At 70.2% G+C, this 22524-nt stretch carries 16 protein-coding genes and 1 pseudogene; 13 read left to right on the top strand and 4 right to left on the bottom strand.

Features of this window, described 5'->3' with window-relative positions; all coding sequences use genetic code 11:
- Positions 1–20: 20 nt before the first annotated feature.
- A complete protein-coding gene (locus tag TR50_RS37195; RefSeq protein WP_236654750.1) occupies positions 21–839 on the top strand; it encodes an endo alpha-1,4 polygalactosaminidase in 819 nt (272 codons plus the stop codon).
- Between the two features lie 205 nt (positions 840–1044).
- Positions 1045–3780, top strand: coding sequence for a preprotein translocase subunit SecA (gene secA, locus TR50_RS37190; protein ID WP_042432986.1), 2736 nt, complete (start codon positions 1045–1047; stop codon positions 3778–3780).
- 197 nt (positions 3781–3977) lie between these two features.
- Here secA and TR50_RS37185 read toward each other — a convergent pair whose 3' ends face one another.
- Entirely contained in the window at positions 3978–4391 is a 414-nt protein-coding gene (locus tag TR50_RS37185) for an Rv3235 family protein (RefSeq protein WP_042432984.1), read from the bottom strand.
- 222 nt (positions 4392–4613) lie between these two features.
- On the opposite strand from TR50_RS37185, the gene TR50_RS37180 reads away from it, so the two are divergent.
- The 10 genes from TR50_RS37180 to TR50_RS37135 all read left to right on the top strand — a co-directional run bounded on the left by TR50_RS37180 (position 4614) and on the right by TR50_RS37135 (position 19317).
- Complete coding sequence (locus tag TR50_RS37180) at positions 4614–5129, top strand: DUF6912 family protein (protein ID WP_042432981.1); 516 nt, start codon at positions 4614–4616, stop codon at positions 5127–5129.
- Positions 5130–5159: 30 nt separating this feature from the next.
- Entirely contained in the window at positions 5160–5810 is a 651-nt protein-coding gene (locus TR50_RS37175) for an HAD family hydrolase (protein WP_042432978.1), read from the top strand.
- A gap of 34 nt (positions 5811–5844) precedes the next feature.
- Positions 5845–7473: an L-glutamate gamma-semialdehyde dehydrogenase gene (gene pruA, locus TR50_RS37170; protein ID WP_042432999.1), complete on the top strand. Its 1629-nt coding sequence runs from the start codon at positions 5845–5847 to the stop codon at positions 7471–7473.
- Positions 7474–7744: 271 nt separating this feature from the next.
- Positions 7745–12631 (top strand): NAD-glutamate dehydrogenase, encoded by a 4887-nt coding sequence (locus TR50_RS37165; protein ID WP_042432976.1) that lies wholly within the window; start codon positions 7745–7747, stop codon positions 12629–12631.
- 249 nt (positions 12632–12880) lie between these two features.
- On the top strand, positions 12881–14248 hold the full coding sequence (locus TR50_RS37160) for an ABC transporter substrate-binding protein (RefSeq protein ID WP_042432973.1): 1368 nt from the start codon (positions 12881–12883) through the stop codon (positions 14246–14248).
- A gap of 147 nt (positions 14249–14395) precedes the next feature.
- On the top strand, positions 14396–15370 hold the full coding sequence (locus tag TR50_RS37155) for a carbohydrate ABC transporter permease (RefSeq protein ID WP_042432970.1): 975 nt from the start codon (positions 14396–14398) through the stop codon (positions 15368–15370).
- Positions 15370–16329: a carbohydrate ABC transporter permease gene (locus TR50_RS37150; RefSeq protein WP_042432967.1), complete on the top strand. Its 960-nt coding sequence runs from the start codon at positions 15370–15372 to the stop codon at positions 16327–16329. Before TR50_RS37155 ends, TR50_RS37150 begins: the two co-directional genes overlap by 1 nt.
- Before the next feature lie 125 nt (positions 16330–16454).
- Positions 16455–17291 carry an ABC transporter ATP-binding protein gene (locus TR50_RS37145; protein ID WP_042432965.1) on the top strand — a complete coding sequence of 279 codons (837 nt, stop codon included), beginning with the start codon at positions 16455–16457 and terminating at the stop codon, positions 17289–17291.
- Positions 17288–18184, top strand: a complete 897-nt coding sequence (locus TR50_RS37140) for an ABC transporter permease (protein WP_042432962.1) — start codon at positions 17288–17290, stop codon at positions 18182–18184. Before TR50_RS37145 ends, TR50_RS37140 begins: the two co-directional genes overlap by 4 nt.
- Positions 18185–18228: 44 nt before the next feature.
- Complete coding sequence (locus TR50_RS37135; RefSeq protein ID WP_042432959.1) at positions 18229–19317, top strand: ABC transporter substrate-binding protein; 1089 nt, start codon at positions 18229–18231, stop codon at positions 19315–19317.
- A gap of 83 nt (positions 19318–19400) precedes the next feature.
- On the opposite strand, the gene TR50_RS37130 is transcribed toward TR50_RS37135, so the two are convergent.
- A complete protein-coding gene (locus TR50_RS37130; protein WP_042432957.1) occupies positions 19401–20078 on the bottom strand; it encodes an NUDIX domain-containing protein in 678 nt (225 codons plus the stop codon).
- Positions 20075–20457: pseudogene (locus TR50_RS37125) on the bottom strand (DUF4406 domain-containing protein). Before TR50_RS37125 ends, TR50_RS37130 begins: the two are co-directional and overlap by 4 nt.
- A 49-nt stretch (positions 20458–20506) precedes the next feature.
- On the opposite strand from TR50_RS37125, the gene TR50_RS37120 reads away from it, so the two are divergent.
- On the top strand, positions 20507–21265 hold the full coding sequence (locus TR50_RS37120; protein ID WP_042432954.1) for a DeoR/GlpR family DNA-binding transcription regulator: 759 nt from the start codon (positions 20507–20509) through the stop codon (positions 21263–21265).
- 44 nt (positions 21266–21309) lie between these two features.
- Here TR50_RS37120 and TR50_RS37115 read toward each other — a convergent pair.
- The coding region (locus tag TR50_RS37115) for an FtsK/SpoIIIE domain-containing protein (RefSeq protein ID WP_042432951.1) at positions 21310–22524 on the bottom strand (1215 nt) is incomplete at its 5' end.

Raw genomic sequence — 22524 nt, 5'->3', positions numbered from 1 at the left:
TGAAAAGAATGCGGGCCAAGATGATCGCAACCGCCCTGCTCGGGGCGATGCTCACCGCCTGTGCGGGCGGACCGGCGACGGTCCCCTCCCGCTCCGCCTCCGCCTTGACCGGACCCGCAGGGTCCGACGCCGCCGACGCGTGGTGGCGGCCGCGGGCAGGGCTGAGCTGGCAGTGGCAGCTGACCACGCCCGTCGACACCTCCGTCCGGGCCGACGTCTACGACATCGACGCCGACGACAACGCGGCCTCCGTCGTCGCCGCCCTGCACCGCTCCGGACGTCGGGTCATCTGCTACGTCAACGCCGGGAGCTGGGAGCCGTATCGGCCGGACGCCGGAAACTACCCGAAGGAGTTGCTCGGCAGGCCCCTCGACGGCTGGCCCGACGAACGGTGGCTGGACGTCCGGCGGCTCGACCTGTTGACGCCGCTGCTGGCCCACCGCCTCGACGAGTGCCGCACGAAGGGCTTCGACGGAGTCGAGCCGGACAACATGGACGGCTACGAGAACGACACCGGCTTTCCGCTCACCGCCGCCGACCAGCTCGCCTTCGACCGCGCGGTCGCCCGGCTCGCCCACCAGCGCGGCCTGGCCGTGGGGTTGAAGAACGACTTCGACCAGGTGGCCGCGCTCCGGCCGGACTTCGACTACGGGGTGGACGAGCAGTGCGCCGAACTGCGCACGTGCGCGGCGCTGACCGCTTTCGTGAAGGCCGGCCGGCCCGTCTTCGACGCCGAGTACGCCGTGCCGACGTCGGCGTTCTGCGCGCAGACGCGGGGGCTGGGAATCAGTGCCATCCGTAAGCACCTGGAACTGGACGCATGGCGGCAGACTTGCTGAGGCGGGATTTCCGCTGTCCGATTTCGACCGCTGTCGACGCAAAAAGAATGCCACTCGTGCGGACGACACCATGCCCCGTGCTGACGGACCTCCCGGCAGCACGGGCTCCTCGCATACGATGGGCTCGCGGTGGCCTATTCGTTACCACCGCGAGCAAGGTGCCCGATACAGTCGCCCGGTCCATCCAGGCAAGGAGCCAGCCCACGTGTCCGTCTTCGACAAGATCCTGCGTGCAGGCGAAGGAAAGATCCTTCGCAAGCTCACGAAGATCGCAGAACAGGTCAACTCCATCGAAGAGGACTTCGTCAACCTCACGGACGCCGAGCTCCGTGCGCTGACCGACGAGTTCCGGGAGCGCCTGGCCGACGGCGAGACGCTGGACGACATCCTCCCCGAGGCCTTCGCCACCGTGCGCGAGGCCGCCAAGCGCACCCTCGGCCAGCGTCACTACGACGTGCAGCTGATGGGCGGCGCGGCGCTCCACCTCGGGTACGTCGCAGAGATGCGCACCGGTGAGGGCAAGACCCTCGTCGGCACGCTCCCGGCCTACCTGAACGCGCTGTCCGGCGACGGTGTGCACCTGATCACCACCAACGACTACCTGGCCGAGCGCGACTCGGAGTGGATGGGCCGCGTCCACCGCTTCCTCGGTCTCGAGGTCGGCTGCATCCTGGCGAACATGTCGCCGGCCGAGCGCCGCCAGCAGTACAGCTGCGACATCACGTACGGCACCAACAACGAGTTCGGCTTCGACTACCTGCGCGACAACATGGCGTGGTCGAAGGACGAGCTGGTGCAGCGCGGCCACAACTTCGCGATCGTCGACGAGGTCGACTCGATCCTCATCGACGAGGCCCGTACCCCGCTGATCATCTCGGGTCCGGCCGACTCCGCCACCAAGTGGTACGGCGACTTCGCCAAGATGGTGCAGCGCCTGAAGATCGACCGCGACTACGAGGTCGACGAGAAGAAGCGCACCGTCGGCATCCTGGAGGCCGGTGTCACCCGGGTCGAGGACTACCTCGGCATCGACAACCTCTACGACGTCTCGAACACCCCGCTGGTCGGCTTCCTGAACAACGCCATCAAGGCGAAGGAGCTCTACAAGGCGGACAAGGACTACGTCGTCATGAACGGCGAAGTCATGATCGTCGACGAGCACACCGGCCGTATCCTCGCCGGTCGCCGCTACAACGAGGGCATGCACCAGGCGATCGAGGCCAAGGAGGGGGTGGAGGTCCAGAACGAGAACCAGACCCTGGCCACCATCACCTTGCAGAACTTCTTCCGCCTCTACAGCAAGCTCTCCGGCATGACCGGTACCGCCACCACCGAGGCGGCGGAGTTCCACCAGATCTACAAGCTCGGCGTGGTCCCGATCCCGACCAACAAGACGCCGCTGCGCCTCGACCAGCCGGACCTGATCTACAAGTCCGAGCCGGCCAAGTTCGCCGCCGTCGTCGACGACATCGTGGTGCGCCACGAGAAGGGCCAGCCGGTCCTGGTCGGCACCACCTCGGTCGAGAAGTCCGAGTACCTCTCCCAGGAGCTGCGCAAGCGCGGCGTCCCGCACGAGGTGCTCAACGCGAAGAACCACGAGCGCGAGGCGCAGGTCGTCGCGCAGGCCGGCCGCAAGGGCTCGGTCACCGTGGCCACCAACATGGCCGGCCGTGGCACCGACATCATGCTCGGCGGCAACCCCGAGCACCTGGCCGCGGCCGAGCTGGCGCAGCGCGGTCTCTCCCCGGTGGACACCCCCGAGGAGTACGAGGCCGCGTGGGGCAGCGCCCTCGACAAGGCCAAGGACGCCGTCAAGGCCGAGCAGCAGGAGGTCCAGGACCTCGGCGGCCTGTACGTGCTCGGCACCGAGCGCCACGAGTCCCGCCGCATCGACAACCAGCTGCGCGGTCGTTCCGGCCGTCAGGGCGACCCGGGCGAGTCCCGCTTCTACCTGTCGCTGGGCGACGACCTGATGCGCCTGTTCAAGGCCGGCATGGTCGAGCGCGTCCTGTCGATGGCCAACGTGCCCGAGGACGTGCCGATCGAGTCGAAGATGGTGACGCGCGCCATCGCCTCCGCGCAGACCCAGGTCGAGCAGCAGAACTTCGAGATCCGCAAGAACGTCCTCAAGTACGACGAGGTCCTCAACCGCCAGCGTGAGGTCATCTACGGCGAGCGCCGCCGCGTGCTCGAGGGCGAGGACCTGCACGAGCAGATCGACCACTTCATCGACGACACCGTCGACGCGTACGTCCGCGACGCCACGGCCGACGGCTTCGCCGAGGAGTGGGACTGGGACAAGCTGTGGACCGCGTGGGCGCAGCTGTACCCGATCACCCTCAAGGTCGAGGACCTCGAGGACGAGGCCGGCGACCGCAGCGGCATCACCTCGGAGCTGCTGGCCGAGGCGGTCAAGGAGGACGTGCACGGCCGCTACGTCGAGCGCGAGGAGCAGCTCGGCGACACGGTGATGCGCGAGCTGGAGCGCCGGGTCGTGCTGTCGGTCCTGGACCGTCGCTGGCGCGAGCACCTCTACGAGATGGACTACCTCCAGGAGGGCATCGGCATGCGCGCTCTCGCGCAGCGCGACCCGCTGGTGGAGTACCAGCGTGAGGGCTTCGACATGTTCAACGCGATGATGGACGGGATCAAGGAGGAGTCCGTCTCCTACCTGTTCAACCTGGAGGTCCAGGTCGAGCAGCAGGTGGAGGAGGTCCCGGTCGCGGACGCGGTGCCGGCCCCGGAGATCCGCGCGAAGGGCCTGGACGCCCCGCAGCGTCCGGACCGCCTGCACTACAAGGCGCCCACGATCGACACGGCCGACGGCATCGTCGAGACGGACATCACGACGGACCTCGAGGACGAGCCCGAGGACGGCGACGGCCTGACCCGCGCCGAGCGCCGCAAGGCCGCCAAGGGCGGCCGTCGCCGCAAGAAGTGACCCCCAGGGGCGCGGGGCGCTGCTGACATGCGGCTCCTCCCCCAGCCTTCGGCCGGGAGGTGCCCCCAGCGTGGGCGCGAGCAACCACCCGGTGCGGACGGCCCTGCTCGAGCGGCGGGTCACCACACCGGGTGGCTTGTCGCGCCACGCGGCGGAGCCGCCGATCGGCACAGCCCCGCGCCCCTTGGTCGTGCAACTCACCAGCGTGACTCCAGTGCGGTGAAGCGCCAGGTCACGTTCTGACTGCGCCTCAGGGCACGGCACTCGAGCCGGAAGGCGAGGGTCTCGGTCCGGGCGCCGATGCGGACGAGGGCGGTGACCTCCAGGGCGTCGTGTCGTGGCGCGGAGTCGAAGACCCGTTGCAGCAGCGGGCGGGAGCCGTCCGCGCGGAGGCAGCCGAGGGCCCGCAGGGTGCGGACCCGGTCGTAGACGTCCTCGGTCGCGAAGGCCAGCAACTGCTCCTGGGGGCGCATGCCCGTGAGAACCTCCAGCAGCCGCTGCGCGTAGGCGCGGGCCAGCGGGTTCTGGGGTGTCGTGCACGGCGTGGGCCTGCGCCTGGCGCCGACACCGTGGAGGCGGCCGATGCGAACGTTGCCGGTGTGCGTCGTCATGGCAGACGTGTATCGGTGACGGATGGTGGCGAACAAGGATCTTCGCGGCGGCCGTGGTGACCCTGGGAGAATCACTTATCCGAGTGAAAAACATGCCCTGAGCTGTGGCGATGGACCGTGGGCCCGCCGGGCTGCGGTCACGTAGAGCGACGGAATGCCACTCGATCGATTACGTTGAGCGACCGGCGTCGCCGGGTCGCGTTGACGCCTTATCCTGAGCGCATGCGCGTCTACGTGCCCCTCACCCTGACCGGTCTTGCCAAGGCTCATGCCGACGGCGCCGTCGCGCCGCCGCCGTTGCGGGCCTATGCCGTCACGCCGGCGCTGCGCGAGTGGTACCTCAGCGACGACATCGAGGAGCTGGAGTACGCCGCGCTGGTCCGCGCCGCGCTGGCCTCGCTGCGGATGCTGGCCGAGGAGCCGGACGCGCCGCGGCGCCGGGTGGTCGTGGCGGCGGACGTGCCGGACGGCGCGGTCGCGCTGAACGTGCAGGCCGAGCACGAGGAGGCCGCCGCGCTGGGCGCGATCCGGCTGAACGAGCCGCTGCGGCTGGCGAAGGCGGCGTCCGTGCACGCCGACGCGGACGACGCCGACGTGCTGGAGGACATCGCCGCCGCCGCGATCGCGCTGGCCGCGGCCGACGCGGGGGACGAGGACGCGCGCTTCACCGTCGACGGCGCCGAGGACCACGAGCTGCTCTGGTTCGCGACGCAGGAGATTCCCGGGCTGTTGCCGTGATTGTCAGACCGGCCCGATAGCGTCCTGCTCATGCGCGCACCACACATCGTCTGGGACTGGAACGGCACCCTCTTCGACGACATCTCGGCGGTCGTCGACGCGAGCAACGCCGCCTTCGGCGAGCTCGGGCTGCCGCCGATGACGGTGGAGGAGTACCGCGAGTGGTACCGGATACCGGTCATCGACTGCTACGCCGACCGGCTCGGGCGGATGCCCTCGCCGCAGGAGTGGGCGCGGATGGACGCGGCCTTCAACGCGCACTACATCACACTGCGCGAGTCCTGCGGGCTGACCGCCGGCGCGCTGGAGCTGCTCGCCTCGGGGCGGTCGCAGTCGCTGCTGTCGATGTACGGGCACGAGGAGCTGGTGCCGCTCGTGCGCAGCTTCGGGATCGACGGGCACTTCCGCCGGGTCGACGGCCGGGACGGCGATTCGGGGTTGACGGGCAAGGGCCAGTATCTGGTGCGCCATCTGGTCGCGCTGGGCGACGCGGTGGATCCGGCCCGTACGGTGCTGATCGGCGACGTGCCGGACGACGCCGCGGCCGCCGCCGAGGCGGGCGTGCGGTCGGTGCTGTACACCGGCGGGGCCGGTTCGCGGCGCGGACTGTCGCGCATCGGGGTGCCGGTGGCCGACACTCTGGCCGAGGCTGTCCAGCTCGCGGAGCAGCTGGTCGCATGATGACTCTATGTCAGAAATGGACGGACCCGGCCGAATCGACGGGATCACCCGCGTTCCGGAGCCGCTGAACGAACCGGTCCACTCCTACGGCCCCGGCAGTCCCGAGCGGGTCCGGCTGGAGGCGCGGCTGGCGGAGCTGGCCAAGGCCACGGACGCGCCGCTGACGATGACGGTCGGCGGCGCCCAGCGCCTGGGCGGCGGCGAGCGGATCGACGTCGTGCAGCCGCACCATCACTCGGCGCGGCTGGGTGTGCTCGGGAACGCCACGGCCGAGGACGTGGGGCAGGCGGTGGAGGCGGCGCTGAAGGCCGCCCCGGCCTGGCGCGCGCTCTCGTTCGACGACCGGGCGGCGGTCTTCCTCAAGGCGGCGGAGCTGCTGGCCGGTCCGTACCGGGAGACGGTCGCCGCGGCGACGATGCTCGGGCAGTCCAAGACGGCGCAGCAGGCCGAGATCGACGCGCCCTGCGAGCTGGTGGACTTCTGGCGCTGGAACGTGCACTTCGCCCGTCGGATCCTGGCCGAGCAGCCGGTCAGCGGCCCCGGGGTGTGGAACCGGGCGGACCACCGTCCGCTGGAGGGCTTCGTCTGCGCGATCACGCCGTTCAACTTCACCGCCATCGCGGGCAACCTGCCGACCGCCCCGGCGCTGATGGGCAACACGGTGGTGTGGAAGCCGTCGCCGACGCAGACGCTCTCGGCCTGGTACGTGATGCGGGTGCTGGAGGCCGCGGGCCTGCCGCCCGGGGTGATCAACATGGTGACCGGGGACGGGCGGGCGGTCTCGGAGGTGGCGCTGACGCACCGCGCCCTGGCCGGGATCCACTTCACCGGCTCGACCGCGACGTTCCAGGCGCTGTGGGGGCGGGTGGGGCAGAACATCGGCCGCTATGCGAGCTACCCGCGCCTGGTCGGCGAGACCGGCGGCAAGGACTTCGTCCTCGCCCATCCGAGCGCGGATCCGGCGGTGCTGCGGACGGCGCTGATCCGGGGCGCCTTCGAGTACCAGGGCCAGAAGTGCTCGGCGGCGTCCCGCGCGTACGTCCCGCGCAGCGTCTGGCAGGCGATGAAGGGCGAGTTCCTCGACGAGGTACGGGCCCTGCCCGTCGGCGATGTGTCCGATCTGTCCAACTTCATGGGGGCGCTGATCGACGAGCGTGCCTATGCCAGGAACGTCCGCGCGATCGCCCGCGCCCGGGACGTGCACAGCCTGGACATCGTCGTCGGCGGGCACAGCGACGACGCCATCGGATACTTCGTCGAGCCCACCGTGGTGACCGGGACCGATCCGCGGCAGGAGATCTTCTCCACCGAGCTGTTCGGCCCGGTGCTCGCCGTCCACGTCTACGACGACGCGCGGTGGGAGCAGACCCTGGACCTGGTCGACGACACCGCGCCCTACGCGCTGACCGGCGCGGTCGTCGCCCAGGACCGTGCCGCGATCGCACGGGCCACCGACCGGCTGCGGTTCGCCGCGGGCAACTTCTACGTCAACGACAAGCCGACCGGCGCGGTCGTCGGGCAGCAGCCCTTCGGCGGGGGCCGGGCCTCGGGGACGAACGACAAGGCGGGCGCCGTGCAGAACCTGCTGCGGTGGACGTCCACGCGTTCGATCAAGGAGACGTTCCTGCCCCCGACCGACCACCGCTATCCCCACATGGGGTGAAGGCTCCGGGGCTCGAGTGAAGGAACAGGGTATTCCCCTTGGACAAGTCGTACAGCCGGTACCAAAGATCCTGACGCAGTGCACCGAATCGGCCCGGGACACGGTCTCCTACCCAAGTTAGGCTCGACCGGAACCACCGGGGCCGGACCGACCATCCCTCGCAATGAGGGAGGATAGGGACAGACCAGGTGGATCATGCGCAACTCCATGCAGATCCATGCAACCGCACCCACCAGGTCACGCAACGGCGCGCGACAGGAGCCAGATAGTCATGCAGACCCAGCTGGACGCAGCTAAGGCCGAACTGCTCAGCAAGGCGGCTCAGGGGGAGGCGCTCGGCAAAGGCGCCCTTGCCTCGTACCTGAAGCACTACTACCTGCACACGGCCCCCGAGGACCTCCTCGACCGCGACCCGGTCGACGTCTACGGTGCGGCGGCCTCCCACCACCGACTCGCCGGCAAGCGCCCGCAGGGCGCCGTCGAGGTCCGGGTCTACACCCCGACCGTCGAGGAGAACAGCTGGTCCTGCGGTCACACCGTGGTGGAGATCGTCACCGACGACATGCCCTTCCTGGTCGACTCGGTCACCAACGAGCTGACCCGCCAGGACCGCGGCATCCACGTGGTGATCCACCCGCAGATGGTCGTCCGCCGCGACATCACCGGCAAGCTCATCGAGATCCTCGACATGGACGCCTGCGACAAGAAGCGTCCCGCCGACTCGCTGGTCGAGTCCTGGATGCACATCGAGATCGACCGCGAGACCGACCGCGACGACCTGCGCGCCATCGAGTCCGACCTGCGCCGCGTCCTCGGCGACGTGCGCGAGGTCGTCGAGGACTGGGGCAAGATGCGCGAGTCCGCGCTGCGCCTCTCCGACGAGCTGCGCGAAGCCCCGCCGGCCGGCCTCGGCGAGCAGGAGGTCGCGGAGACCTGGGACCTGCTGCGCTGGCTCGCCGACGACCACTTCACCTTCCTCGGCTACCGCGAGTACGACCTGGTGCAGACCCCGGACGGCGAGGACGCGCTGCACGCCGTCGCCGGCACCGGCCTCGGCATCCTGCGCTCCGACCCGAAGGCCGGCGACTCCTCCTCCTTCGGCCGCCTGACCGCGCCGGCCCGCGCCAAGGCCCGCGAGAAGAAGCTGCTGGTGCTGACCAAGGCCAACAGCCGCGCCACCGTGCACCGCCCCTCGTACCTGGACTACGTCGGCATCAAGAAGTTCGACGCCGAGGGCAACGTCATCGGCGAGCGCCGCTTCCTCGGCCTGCTGTCCGCCGCCGCCTACACCGAGTCGGTCAACCGGGTCCCGGTCGCCCGCCGCAAGGTGAAGGAGGTGCTGGACGCGTCGGGCTTCAGCGCCGAGAGCCACGACGGCCGCGACCTGGTCCAGATCCTGGAGACCTACCCGCGCGACGAGCTCTTCCAGACCCCGGTCGACGAGCTGCTCTCCATCGCCCACTCGGTGCTGTACCTCCAGGAGCGCCGCAAGCTGCGCCTGTTCCTGCGTCAGGACGAGTACGGCCGCTACTTCTCCGCGCTGGTCTACCTGCCGCGTGACCGCTACACCACCCGCGTCCGGCTGCGTCTGATGGACCAGCTGATGCAGGAGCTCGGCGGCTCCGCGATCGACTACACCGCGTGGAACACCGAGTCGGTCCTGGCCCGCCTGCACTTCGTCATCCGCGTTCCGGCCGGCACCGAGCTGCCGCACCTGACCGAGCAGGACGTCGAGCGGCTGGAGGCCAAGCTGGCCGAGACCGCCCGCTCCTGGGCGGACGGCTTCAACGAGGTGCTGGTCCGCGAGTGCGGCGAGGAGCGCGCCGCCGAGGCGTCGCGCCGCTACAACAACGCCTTCCCCGACGGCTACCGCGCCGACTTCACCCCGGCCACCGGCGTCGCCGACCTGCGCCAGCTGGAGTCGCTCAGCGGCGCCGGCGACTTCCGGCTGAACCTCTACCAGCCGGTCGACGCCGAGAGCGACGAGCGCCGCTTCAAGATCTACTGGGAGGGCGGCTCGGTCTCCCTCACCGAGGTGCTGCCGGTCCTGTCCCGCCTGGGCGTCGAGGTGCTCGACGAGCACCCCTACGAGCTGCGCCGCACCGACGGCACGGTCGCCTGGGTCTACGACTTCGGCCTGAAGCTGCGCCCCGAGGTCGCCGACACCATCACCGACGAGAGCCGCGAGCGCTTCCAGGAGACCTTCGCCGCCGTCTGGACCGGCAAGGCCGAGAACGACGGCTTCAACTCCCTGGTGCTGCGTTCCGCCCTGACCTGGCGTCAGGCCATGGTGCTGCGCGCCTACGCCAAGTACCTGCGCCAGGCCGGTGTGGCCTTCTCGCAGGACTACATGGAGGACGCGCTCCTGGGCAACGTCCACGTCACCCGCCTGCTGGTGAACCTCTTCGAGGCCCGGCTGTCGCCTGCGCACACGCACAGCGCCGCCGAGCTGACCGAGGGCCTGCTGGAGGAGCTGGACTTCGCGCTCGACCAGGTCGTCAGCCTCGACGAGGACCGCATCCTGCGCTCCTTCCTGTCGCTGATCCGGGCCACCCTGCGCACCAACTTCTTCCAGCGCGACGAGAGCGGCGAGCCGCACGCCTACGTGTCGATGAAGTTCGACCCGCAGGCCATCCCGGACCTGCCGGCCCCGCGCCCCGCCTACGAGATCTGGGTCTACTCGCCGCAGGTCGAGGGTGTGCACCTGCGCTTCGGCAAGGTGGCCCGAGGCGGTCTGCGCTGGTCCGACCGCCGTGAGGACTTCCGCACCGAGATCCTCGGCCTGGTCAAGGCGCAGATGGTGAAGAACACCGTCATCGTGCCGGTCGGCTCCAAGGGCGGCTTCTTCGCCAAGCAGCTGCCGGACCCGCAGGCGGACCGCCAGGCCTGGCTGGACGAGGGCATCTCCTCCTACAAGACCTTCATCTCCGGTCTGCTCGACATCACCGACAACCTGGTCGCCGGCGAGGTCGTGCCGCCCAAGGACGTGGTCCGCCACGACGGTGACGACACCTACCTGGTGGTCGCCGCCGACAAGGGCACCGCGACCTTCTCCGACATCGCCAACGGCGTGGCGAACGACTACGGCTTCTGGCTGGGCGACGCCTTCGCCTCCGGCGGCTCGGCCGGCTACGACCACAAGGGCATGGGCATCACCGCCCGCGGCGCGTGGGAGTCGGTCAAGCGCCACTTCCGCGAGCTGGGCCACGACACCCAGAACGAGGACTTCACGGTCGTCGGCATCGGCGACATGTCCGGTGACGTCTTCGGCAACGGCATGCTGCTGAGCGAGCACATCCGTCTGGTGGCCGCCTTCGACCACCGCCACATCTTCGTGGACCCGAACCCGGACGCGGCGACCTCCTTCGCCGAGCGCAAGCGGATGTTCGACCTGCCGCGCAGCTCCTGGGAGGACTACAACACCGAGCTGGTCTCGGCCGGTGGCGGCGTCTTCCCGCGCAGCGCCAAGTCGATCAGCATCACCCCGCAGATGCGCGAGGCGCTGGGCATCGAGGCGGGCGTCTCCCGGCTGACCCCGGCCGAGCTGATGAAGGCGATCCTGCTCTCGCCGGTCGACCTGCTGTGGAACGGCGGCATCGGCACCTACGTCAAGGCCGCGTCGGAGAACAACACCGAGGTCGGCGACAAGGCCAACGACGCGATCCGCGTCAACGGCGGCGAGCTGCGGGTCAAGGTCTTCGGCGAGGGCGGCAACCTGGGCGCGACCCAGCTCGGCCGGATCGAGTTCGCGACCCTGGGCAACAGCGGCGCCGGCGGCAAGGTCAACACCGACGCCATCGACAACTCGGCGGGCGTGGACACCTCGGACCACGAGGTCAACATCAAGATCCTGCTCAACCAGGTGGTGACCGACGGCGACATGACGGTCAAGCAGCGCAACGCGCTGCTGGCCGAGATGACCGACGAGGTCGGCTCGCAGGTCCTGGTGAACAACTACGCGCAGAACGTGGCGCTGGCCAACGCGGTCGCCCAGGCGCCCAGCATGGTCAACGTGCACCAGCGCCTGATGCGCAGGCTCGTCAGCGAGGGCCACCTCAACCGGGCGCTGGAGTTCCTGCCGTCCGGCCCGCAGATGCGCGAGCGCGCGGCGGCCGGGCGCGGCCTGACCCAGCCCGAGCTGGCGGTGCTCCTCGCCTACACGAAGATCACCCTGGCCGACGAGATCCTCGCCTCGGACCTGCCGGACGACCCGTACCTGCGCGGCAAGCTGCACCGGTACTTCCCGCCGCAGCTCCAGGAGAAGTTCGAGAGCCAGATCGACGCGCACGCGCTGCGCCGGGAGATCATCACCACGGTCGTGGTCAACGAGACCATCAACCGCGGCGGCATGACCTTCGCCTTCCGCCTGCGCGAGGAGACGGGCGCCACCTACGAGGAGGTCGTGCGCTCGCACACCGCGGCCCGCGCGATCTTCGACCTCAAGGGCATCTGGCAGGCCATCGAGGCGCTGGACAACAAGGTGTCGGCCGAGATCCAGACGCGGATGCGCCTGCACGCCCGCCGCCTGGTCGAGCGCGCCACCCGCTGGCTGCTCAACAACCGGCGCCAGCCGCTCGACATCGCCGAGACCATCGCGGTCTTCCGCGAGCGGGCCAACCTGGTCTGGAGCAAGGTGCCGGAGCTGGTCCGCGGCTCGGACCTGGAGTGGTTCGAGGGCGTGCGGGACGAGCTGCTCGAGGCCGGGGTGCCGGAGGAGCTGGCGGTCAAGTGCGCCGGACTGTCGTCGGCGTTCCCGTCGCTCGACATCATCGAGGTGGCCGACCGGAACGGCGCCGACGTGCTGGAGGTCGCGGAGGTCTACTACGACCTCGGCTCGCGCCTGCAGATCACCGAGCTGCTGGACCGGATCATCGAGCTGCCGCGTACGGACCGCTGGCAGTCGATGGCCCGCGCGGCGATCCGCGAGGACCTCTTCGCGGCCCACGCCACGCTCACCGCGGACCTGCTGGGGCACGGCGAGCCGGGGGCGACGCCGGAGCAGCGGTTCCAGGCCTGGGCCGAGGCCAACGCGACGCTGGTCAACCGCGCCAAGACCACGCTCGACGACATAAGGACGTCGGAGTCGTACGACCTGGCCAACCTCAGCGTCGCGATGCGGGTCATCCGCACGCTGCTGCGGACCGGGTCGATGCGCTGAGCGATCGGCGGAAGTAACAGGTAACACGTTCGGGGGGCTCACGGCGCAAGCCGTGGGCCCTTCGGCTTGAGTGCGGCCACAATCTGATTGCAGTCAAGATCTGAACGCAGCACGACCCCTTGGCCAGATGTTGCCGTCAGGTTATGGTCCTGTCTCTGCAAGACCTTGCACGACCAACGCACAGCACGGCTCAACTGCACGGCTCTCACTGCACGGCGCGCACCCGGTCCACCCTCTTGGAGGCACGCAATGCAAGGAACGACCCTGTCCGGACGCCGCGCCCTCGCGGTGGGGGCGGCCGCCGCGCTCACCCTGCTCGCGGGCTGTTCCAACTCCTCCAGCAGCGGTGGAGGTTCCGCCTCCGCCACGCCTACTCTGACCGGTGACTGCGCCGCCTTCCAGGCCTACGCGGGCCACTCGGGCACGACGGTCACCATGTTCGCCTCCATCCTCAGCCCCGAGTCGGACGCGCTGGAGCGCTCCTGGGCGAAGTTCAGCTCGTGCACCGGGATCAAGATCTCGTACGTGGGCTCCAACGACTTCGAGTCCCAACTTCCGGTCCGCGTCAGCGGCGGCAATGCGCCCGACCTGGCGATCATCCCGCAGCCCGGCCTGCTCCAGCAGATGGTCAAGACCGGCAAGGTGGTCAAGCCGCCGGCGCAGACGGTCACGAACGAGAACAAGTGGAGCCCGATCTGGAAGTCCTACGGGTCGGTCGACGGCACCTTCTACGCGGCTCCGATGAGCGCGAACATGAAGTCGCTGGTGTGGTACTCGCCGAAGGCGTTCGCCGCGGCCGGCTACACCGTGCCGACGACGTGGTCCGACCTGATGGCCCTCAGCGACAAGATCGCCAAGGCGGGCAAGAACAAGCCGTGGTGCGGCGGCATCGGCTCCGGCACGGCGACGGGCTGGCCGGCGACCGACTGGCTGGAGGAGGTCGTCCTCGGCAAGTACGGCGGTGACGTCTACGACAAGTGGGTCAGCCACCAGATCAAGTTCTCCGACCCGCAGATCATCGACGCGATGAACATCGTGCAGAACTGGATGCACAATCCCGCCTGGGTCAACGGCGGCATCGGCAACGTCCAGTCGATCGCCTCGACGACCTTCCAGGACGCGGGCGCGCCGATCCTCACCGGCAAGTGCTCGATGCTCCAGCAGGCCTCGTTCTACGAGGCGCAGTGGCCCAAGGGCACGAAGGTCGGCCCGAACGGGGACATCTGGGCCTTCAAGCTCCCCTCGGTGAACCCGTCCATCCCGACCCCGGTCGAGGGCGGCGGCGAGTTCGTGGCGGCGTTCAGCAGCCGACCGGAGGTGCAGGCCGTGCAGAACTACCTGTCGACGACGGAGTGGGCGGAGAGCCGCATCAAGCAGGCGCCCGGCTGGGTCTCGGCGAACGAGGGCGTGGACCAGTCCATCTACACCGACCCGATCGACCAGCTCTCGGCGAAGTACCTGACGGATCCCTCGGCGACCTTCCGCTTCGACGCGTCCGACATGATGCCGGCCGCCATCGGCGCGGGCCAGGAGTGGAAGTCCTTCACGGCGTGGTTCGCGCAGAACCAGTCCGTGCAGAAGACCGCGTCCGACATCGACGCCGCCTGGCCCCAGTGAGCCGTTGCGCCAACCAGGGGCGCGGGGAACTGCGCGACAAGCCACCCACCCACGTGGCGGGCCGAGCGGACAGGGCCAGTCGCACAGGGTGGTTGCTCGCGCAGTTCCCCGCGCCCCTGAACTCACTCGCGTAGGAGCGGAAGGCTTATGTGGGGCGATACTTCGATCAAGCTCGGGAACATGTTCGGCGCCGTCGCCGGGTTCCTTGGCGTGCTGCTCCTGCTGTTCTACCTGGCCGGATTCGCGCGAGGGCGGCTCTCGCGCCGTTTGGCGATCCTGCTGCTGCTCGGCCCGGCCGTGCTCCTGCTCCTGGTCGGGATCGTCGTCCCGGCGGTGCGCACGATCTACCTGTCCCTCTTCAACGAGGACAGCACCAAGTTCCTCGGCGCGGGGAACTACACCTGGGCCTTCGGCGACTCCGACATCCACCAGGTGCTGCTCAACACCCTGCTGTGGATCGTCATCGCGCCGATCCTGACGACGGCCCTCGGGCTCGTGCTCGCGCTGCTCGTGGACCGTCTGCGTGGGCAGGCGGTCTACAAGTCGCTGATCTTCATGCCGATGGCCATCTCCTTCGTCGGCGCCAGCATCATCTGGAAGTTCGTCTACGACTACCGTGACCCCTCGCAGCCGCAGATCGGGCTGCTCTCCCAGATATGCATCTGGCTCGGCTGGCACAACCCGCCGAACTGGATCCTGTCGCACCCGCTGAACAACTTCCTGCTCATGATCATCATGATCTGGGTGCAGACCGGCTTCGCCATGGTCGTGCTGTCCGCGGCCATCAAGGCGATCCCGGAGGACGTCACCGAGGCCGCCGTGCTCGACGGCGCGCAGGGGTGGCGGCTGTTCGCCAACGTCACCATCCCGATGATCCGCAGCACGATCATCGTCGTGCTGACCACGGTGATGATCACGACGCTCAAGCTGTTCGACATCATCCGGACCATGACCGGCGGCAACTTCGGCACGCAGGTGCTCGCCAACGAGATGTACAACCAGGCCTTCACCGAGTTCAACAACGGACGGGCCGGCGCGCTGGCCGTCCTGCTCTTCCTGGCGGTGGTGCCGCTGGTCGCCTACAACGTCCGCATGCTGCGCAAGGAACGGGAGGTCCGCTGATGGCCTTGCTCACGCGGACGGAGCGGGAGCGCTCCGAGCCGGCCCGGAGCGCCCCGGCGCGCACGGGCGTCCGGCGTGCGCTCAGCAGCCCCCTGTCGAGCGCCGTGGTGCTGCTCGTGACGGTGGTCTGGACGGTGCCCACGCTCGGCCTGCTCGTCACCTCGCTGCGACCGCAGCAGGACGTCGCGCAGACGGGCTGGTGGGACTTCTTCGCCCACCCGCACCTGACCCTGGCGAACTACCACGACGTGCTGTTCAACGGCGGGTTCGGCGTCAGCGACGGGCTGATGCCGTACCTGGTGAACTCGATCGCCATCACCGTCCCGGCGACGCTCTTCCCGATCGCGATCGCGGCGATGGCCGCCTATGTGCTGGCCTGGATTCCCTTCAAGGGCAGCGACACGATCTTCTTCGTCTTCTTCGCACTCCAGGTCGTCCCGCTCCAGATGGCGCTGGTGCCGCTGCTCCAACTCTTCTCCGGCGGTGCGCACATCGGCGGGGTGACCGTTTTCCCCGCGGTCGGAATGGGCGGCACCTACGCGCCGGTGTGGATCGCCCACACGATGTTCGCGCTGCCGCTCGCCGTCTTCCTGCTGCACAACTTCATCGCGCAACTGCCGCGCGACCTCATCGAGGCGGCGCGCGTGGACGGCGCCAGCCATTTCCGGGTGTTCCGCTCCGTCGTCCTGCCGCTGGCCACACCGGCGCTGGCCTCGTTCGCCATCTTCCAGTTCCTGTGGGTCTGGAACGACCTGCTCGTCGGCCTCACCTTCACCGGCGGCGCGCCGGAGTCCGCGCCGATGCCCTCGCGTCTGGCGCAGCTGTCCGGCTCCTTCGGCGACCACTGGGAGATCCTGACGGCGGGCGCCTTCGTCTCCGTGGTGATCCCGCTCATCGTCTTCTTCTCGCTCCAGCGCTACTTCGTCCGGGGCCTGCTGGCCGGCTCGGTGAAGGGCTGAGCAGAAGGAGCAGAACGGCCTTTTACGCGGCCAACGACTGACAACCAGGGAAACAGAGACGTAACACGGGACCCGCTCCTACCTTCTCAATACCTCGAACCGGGGGTGTGGAAGGAGCGGGTCCCATGGCCGAAGCGAACAATGGCCGAATCGAGATCGAAGGCGTCACCAAGCGCTTTCTGACGCCTCGCGGTGAGGTCTTCACCGCGATCAAGGACGTGTCGTTCAGCGTCGAACCCGGCCAGTTCTGCGCGGTCGTCGGACCGACCGGCTGCGGCAAGTCGACGACGCTCGGCATGGTCTCCGGGCTGGACCGGCCGAGCGAGGGCACGGTCAGGGTCGGCGGCGAGGTCGTCGACGGCATCACCGACGGCGTCAGCTTCATGTTCCAGGCGGACGCGCTGCTGCCCTGGAAGACGGTGCTGGCGAACGTCGCCCTCGGCCCGGTCTTCAAGGGCGCGAGCAGGAGCGAGGCGCAGACCCGCGCCCGGGACTGGCTGCGCCGGGTCGGCCTGGCCGGCTTCGAGGACCGCTACCCGCACCAGCTCTCGGGCGGGATGCGCAAGCGCGTCGCCATGGCCGCCGCGCTGATCAACGAGCCGAAGATCCTGATGATGGACGAGCCGTTCGGCGCCCTGGACGTGCAGACCAAGGCGATCATGTCGAACGAGCTGCTGGGCCTGTGGGAGCAGAGCCGCCCCGCGGTCCTCTTCATCACCCACGACCTGGACGAGGCCGTCGCGCTCGCCGACAAGGTGGTCGTCATGACCTCCAGCCCCGGCACGGTCAAGGCGGTCTACGACATCGACCTGCCGCGCCCCCGCGGCTCCGTCCAGGAGATCCGCTTCGAGCCGCGCTTCCTCGAACTCCAGCACATGATCTGGGACACCCTGCGCGAAGAGGTCGAGCGCGCCTACGCCCGCACCGCCGGCGGTCCCGTCCAGGAAGGCAAGGCAGCATGAGCACCGCATCGACGACCACGACGGGCGGCACGGTCGACGCCGCCTCCGCGGGCGGGCAGCAGTCCGCCGTCGCCCGGGCCGCCAAGCGTGCGGTCCTGCGCCGGAGAGGAGCGGTCTGGGCGGCCCGGGTCGGTTTCGCCCTCCTCGTCCTCGGCGGCTGGGAGCTCGGCGCCCGGACGAACGTGATCGACCCGTTCTTCTACGGGCAGCCCTCGGGCATCTGGAAGAGCCTGATCAACCTGTTCCAGAGCGGAACCGAGTTCGGCTCGATCTACGCCAACATCTGGGTCACCATGCAGGAGGCGCTGATCGGCTTCGCCATCGGCGCGGTGGCCGGCGTCATCGTTGGCGTCGCCCTGGGGCAGAGCCGCTTCCTCGCCGACGTGCTCGGTCCGTACATCAAGATCGTGAACGCGATTCCGCGCATCGTGCTGGGCTCGATCTTCATCGTCGCCTTCGGTATCGGAACGCTGCCCAAGATCCTGCTCGCGGCGGTGCTCGTCTTCTTCGTGGTGTTCTTCAACGCCTTCCAGGGCGTCCGTGAGGTGGACCGCAACATCCTCGCCAACGCCAAGGTGCTCGGCGCCTCACGACTCCAAGTCACCCGGCACGTCATCGTCCCCTCCGCGCTGACCTGGATCATCGCCAGCCTGCACAGCGCGTTCGGCTTCGCCATCGTCGGCGCGCTGGTCGGCGAGGTGCTCGGCGCCCAGCAGGGCCTCGGTCTGATCATCAAGAACGCGCAGAACCAGTTCGACCCGAACACGGTGTTCGCGGCCATGTTCCTCATCTCCGCGCTGGTGCTCGTCGCCGAGTGGCTGATCGGCAAGCTCGAGCACTGGCTGCTCTCCTGGCGGCCCGCCGCCGCCTCCGAGGCGTCCAACGCCATCTGACGCGTCCTCACCCCCACCCCCACCCTCGAAAGGCTCGGCTTCCCATGCTCAAGCGCTCCGCGGTCATCGCCTCCACGCTCGCCCTGGCCACGCTCGGCGCCGCCACCGCGTGCTCCTCCGGATCCTCGGGCGGCTCCGGCTCCGCCCAGGGCGGCGTCCCCACCGTCAGACTCATGGTCGGCGGCATCGACAAGCAGATCTACCTGCCCTACCAGCTGGCCCAGAACCTCGGCTTCTACAAGAAGTACGGCGTCAACGTCGTGCTGTCGACCGAGCTCGACGGCGGCATCGGCGCCGAGGACGCGATGGCCTCCGGCCAGGTCGACATGGCCGGCGCCTGGTACAACCACACCATCGACTTCCAGGTGAAGGGCAAGGCCGTCGAGGACATCGTGCAGCTGTCCGGCGCCCCCGGCGAGCGCATCATGTGCGCGAACGGCAGCGGCGTGCACTCCGCGGCGGACTTCAAGGGCAAGACCATCGGCGTCACCGACCTGGGCTCGGGCACGGACACCCTGGTCAAGTTCCTGGCGGCGCAGAAGGGCCTGAAGACCGGCGACTTCACCCGCATCGGCGTCGGGGCCGGCGCCACCGTCGTGGCGGCGCTGAAGAACCACAAGGCCGACTGCGCGATCACCACCCAGCCGACGGTCGCCGCCCTGGAGAAGAAGAACATCGCCTACTCGGCCATCGACCTGGCCACCACCACCGGCGCGAGCGGCGCCCTCGGCGGCATGTGGCCGGCGGCGGGCGTGCTGGCCCGCACCGACTGGGTCAACTCGCACAAGGACGCGGCGCAGAAGGTCGTCGACGCGCTGGTGGCCACCATGCACTGGATCAACACCCACTCCGCGGCCGACATCGCGGACAACCTGCCGCCGGCGTTCGTCTCCAACGCCCTGGTGACCAAGGCCGACTACATCACCGCCCTGACGCAGGACAAGGGACAGTTCCTGCCCGACGGCATCATGCCGGCCGGCGGCCCGAAGACGTCCCTGGCGACCGAGATCCTGGCGGGCAACGCCACCTCCTCGGTGAACCTCGGCACCACGTTCACCAACGAGTTCGTCACGGCGGCGAACAAGCTGGAGGGCTTCACCACGACCACGACGCCGGCCGGCGCCAACGGCTGAGCCCACGCCTTGCCTTCGCGCTCCTCGCGCCGGGCGTCCGTCCTTCCGGGACGGACGCCCGGCGTTGGCGTGCGCGGGCCTCGTCAGCGTCGTCCGGGGGCGAAGGGGCCGTCCAGGGCGGCCCACTGGAGGAGCAGGACCGTCTTGCCGTCGGTGACGCGTCCGTCCCGGGTCATGGCGAGGGCTTCGGTGAAGGGCAGTTCGAGGACCTCGATGTCCTCGCCGTCCTCCTCCAGGCCGCCGCCGTCGCCGGTCCGGTCGGCCGGGGTGTAGGGGGCGGCGTAGAAGTGCAGGCGCTCGGTCACCGAGCCGGGGCTCATGTAGGCGTCGAGGACGTGGGTCAACGGGCCGAGGGTGATCCCGAGTTCCTCGGCGCTCTCGCGCCGGATCGCCGCCTCCGGGTCGTCGCCGTCCAGAAGCCCCGCGGCCGCCTCGACGAGCATGCCGTCCGGGTGGTCGTTGACGTAGGCGGGGTAGCGGAACTGGCGGGTCAGCAGCACGCATCCCCGCTCGACGTCGTAGGGCAGGACCACCGCGCCGTTGCCGCGGTCGTAGGTCTCCCGCTGCTGGGCGACCCAGCGTCCGTCGCGGCGCCGGTAGTCGAACGTCGTGCGGCGCAGCACGTGCCAGCCCTGGGAGGTGAGTTCGACGTCGCGGACCACGATGTCCGGGTTGCGGTCCAGGTCGCGGCCGGCCCGGTCGAGGCCGGTGCGGCCGCGGTGGTCGGGGGAGTCGACACCGGGGCGGGGGCCGGGGTTCACGCGGTCTCCTGCGGCGCGCGGTGCGGGATCTGGTCCACGTCGTGGTAGACGGGCAGGCCGCGGCGGCGGGCGTGGGCGACGTCCTGGTCGGCTCCGGCGGACTCGCCCGGGAGCCGCAGCACCGCGTCGCAGTGGGCGAGCAGGCGCTCGGCGGTCGGGTAGAGCACCTGGTCCGCGAGGGGATCGGTGGGGCCCGCGCCCGCCGAGCGCAGGACGGGCAGGGCGACCCACTCCCCGATCACGGGGATGTGGCCGGCGGCGAACACGGGCCAGAAGGCGCTTCGAGGCGGGCGAGGTTCGCGGCCATGGCCCGCGGGTCGCCGCCGGTGCCGGAGCGGTAGGGGCCGGCGATCAGGACGAGCATCGGCTTGTCGGTCATGGCGCGCTACGATACACGCAGAAACGTGCAAGAACAGGAGAGAACGCGGATGCTTGCTGCCGAGCGACGCGACCACCTGCTGGCCCTGCTCGCCCGCGAGGGAAAGATCGTCGCCAAGGACGTGGCCTCGGACCTGGGCATCTCCGAGGACAGCGTGCGCCGCGACCTGCGCGACCTGGCCGCCGAGGGGCTGTGCCAGCGGGTCTACGGCGGAGCCCTGCCCGCCTCGCCCGCCGTCGCGGACTACGCCGCCCGGCAGACCGTCACACCCGACGGCAAGCGGAAGGTCGCCGCGACAGCCGCCACGCTGGTGCGGCCCGGCAGCGCCCTGATCCTCGACGGGGGGACCACCGCGCTCGCCGTGGCCCGCGCGCTGGCGCCCGACCTGGACTGCACCGTGATCACGCACAGCCCGACGATCGCGGTCGCGCTGCTGGACCACCCCCGGGCCGAGGTCTTCCTGCTCGGCGGCCGCCTCTTCAAGCACTCGGCGGTCACCTGCGGCGCGGCGGCGGTCGAGGCCGCCCGGAACGTCTCCGCCGACCTGTGCCTGCTCGGCGTCACCGGCGTCCACCCGGAGGCCGGCCTGACCACCGGCGACGCGGAGGAGGCCGCGATGAAGCGCGCCCTGGCCGCACGGGCCGCGGACACCTACGTGCTCGCCTCGTCCGAGAAGATCGGCGCCGCCTCCCGGTTTCGCGTGCTGCCCTGGGAGGGCATCAGCGGGGTGGTCACCGACGTGGAGCCCGGCCACCCGGTGATCCGGGAGCTCACCGCGCTCGGAGTGACGGTCCTGGCGGCCGGCTGACGGCTCGGGGCGGTGACCCGCCCCTCGGTCCACCAGGCGCGGTGCTACACCAGGCGCGGCACGGGCGGTGCGCCGAGCGACTCCGCCGCCCGCTGGAGCGCGCTCGCCAGCAACGCCAGGTCCGTCGGCCCGTTGCCCAACTCCCGTACGGTGCGCGCCGCCGGAGGCTCACCCAGCGCGGACCAGTCCAGCGGGGTCACTGTCGGCCGCAGCGTCGCGGTGCGCGGGATGCGGCCGGTGACGCGGGCCGTCTGCAAGGGCGTCACCCCGCCGTCCGGGTGCCGCAGCAGGCCGCGACCGGGGGAGTCCTCGGCGAGGGAGGCCGCGTCGTCGACGTGGATCAGCATCGCGGAGGCCGTGGGGGAGTCCACCCGCAGGGCGATGCGCAGCTGGGCCGCCTCGTCCACGGCCGTGCCGGCGGTGTGTTCCGGGGACGCGGTCGTGACGGCCAGCCGGACGCCCAGGCGGGGGCCGCGCAGGGCGGCGTCCTCCAGGACGTGCGCGAGCGGGGTGCCGACGAGGGCGTCCCAGTCGTCGACCGCGACGACCAGGTGCGGAAGCGGCTCGGCCTCGGCGACCGGGCCGGGGGCGGGGACGCCGTTGGGGTAGTCGTCGGCGGGGCGCCGGGGCGGCGCCAGCCGCGAGAGCGCCCGCTCCGCGTGCCACGCGGCGAAGCTGCGGCCCTCCAACAGCCCGGCACGACGGTCGAGTTCGGCACTGAGCGCCCGCGCGGCCTCGCGCAGCGCGGGGCCGTCGGTGGTCGCCACATGGCCGACCACATGGGGGAGCTCGACGGCGGGGGCGAGGCCGCGGGCGGGATCCGCCTGCGGGCGGCCCTCGATGAGCAGCAGGCCCAGGCGGTCGGGGCGCTCGGCGACGGCGAGGGCCGCCAGAAGCGAGCGCAGCAGCTCGGTGCGGCCGGACTGCGGGGCGCCGCCGACGAGGAGATGGTCCGTCAGGTCGAGCGCGCAGCTGCCGTCGCGGGTGACGCCGACCGTCGCGGTGGCGATCTCGCCGGAGCCGATGCGCAGTTCCGCCCAACGGGCGGAGATCTTGGCGGGGGTGACCAGATCGAGGCCGAGCAGGTCGAGCAGCCGCGCGGCCTCCGGCAGCGCGGTGCGGCCGCCGCCGCGGCGGGCGGTCTCGGGCTCGCGCAGCGGCGCGAGGGCGCGGGCGAGACGTCCGGCCCACGCGGCGCCGACGGCGTCGAGGGCGACGCCGGTGATCAGCTCGCGCTCCGGCGCGGCGCGGTGCTGGCC

Source organism: Streptacidiphilus anmyonensis (genome assembly GCF_000787855.1).
Classification (GTDB): domain Bacteria; phylum Actinomycetota; class Actinomycetes; order Streptomycetales; family Streptomycetaceae; genus Streptacidiphilus; species Streptacidiphilus anmyonensis.
The sequence above is the reverse complement of the archived record's forward strand: the minus strand, read 5'-3'. Positions and strand labels throughout refer to the sequence as shown.

Excerpts from the sequence above, each read along its gene's own strand:
- TR50_RS37195 (WP_236654750.1), top strand. The coding sequence starts at position 21 with ATGATCGCAACCGCCCTGCTCGGGGCGATGCTCACCGCCTGTGCGGGC.
- TR50_RS37185 (WP_042432984.1), bottom strand. The coding sequence starts at position 4,391 with ATGACGACGCACACCGGCAACGTTCGCATCGGCCGCCTCCACGGTGTC.
- TR50_RS37180 (WP_042432981.1), top strand. The coding sequence starts at position 4,614 with ATGCGCGTCTACGTGCCCCTCACCCTGACCGGTCTTGCCAAGGCTCAT.
- TR50_RS37175 (WP_042432978.1), top strand. The coding sequence starts at position 5,160 with ATGCGCGCACCACACATCGTCTGGGACTGGAACGGCACCCTCTTCGAC.
- TR50_RS37165 (WP_042432976.1), top strand. The coding sequence starts at position 7,745 with ATGCAGACCCAGCTGGACGCAGCTAAGGCCGAACTGCTCAGCAAGGCG.
- TR50_RS37160 (WP_042432973.1), top strand. The coding sequence starts at position 12,881 with ATGCAAGGAACGACCCTGTCCGGACGCCGCGCCCTCGCGGTGGGGGCG.
- TR50_RS37155 (WP_042432970.1), top strand. The coding sequence starts at position 14,396 with ATGTGGGGCGATACTTCGATCAAGCTCGGGAACATGTTCGGCGCCGTC.
- TR50_RS37150 (WP_042432967.1), top strand. The coding sequence starts at position 15,370 with ATGGCCTTGCTCACGCGGACGGAGCGGGAGCGCTCCGAGCCGGCCCGG.
- TR50_RS37145 (WP_042432965.1), top strand. The coding sequence starts at position 16,455 with ATGGCCGAAGCGAACAATGGCCGAATCGAGATCGAAGGCGTCACCAAG.
- TR50_RS37140 (WP_042432962.1), top strand. The coding sequence starts at position 17,288 with ATGAGCACCGCATCGACGACCACGACGGGCGGCACGGTCGACGCCGCC.
- TR50_RS37135 (WP_042432959.1), top strand. The coding sequence starts at position 18,229 with ATGCTCAAGCGCTCCGCGGTCATCGCCTCCACGCTCGCCCTGGCCACG.
- TR50_RS37120 (WP_042432954.1), top strand. The coding sequence starts at position 20,507 with ATGCTTGCTGCCGAGCGACGCGACCACCTGCTGGCCCTGCTCGCCCGC.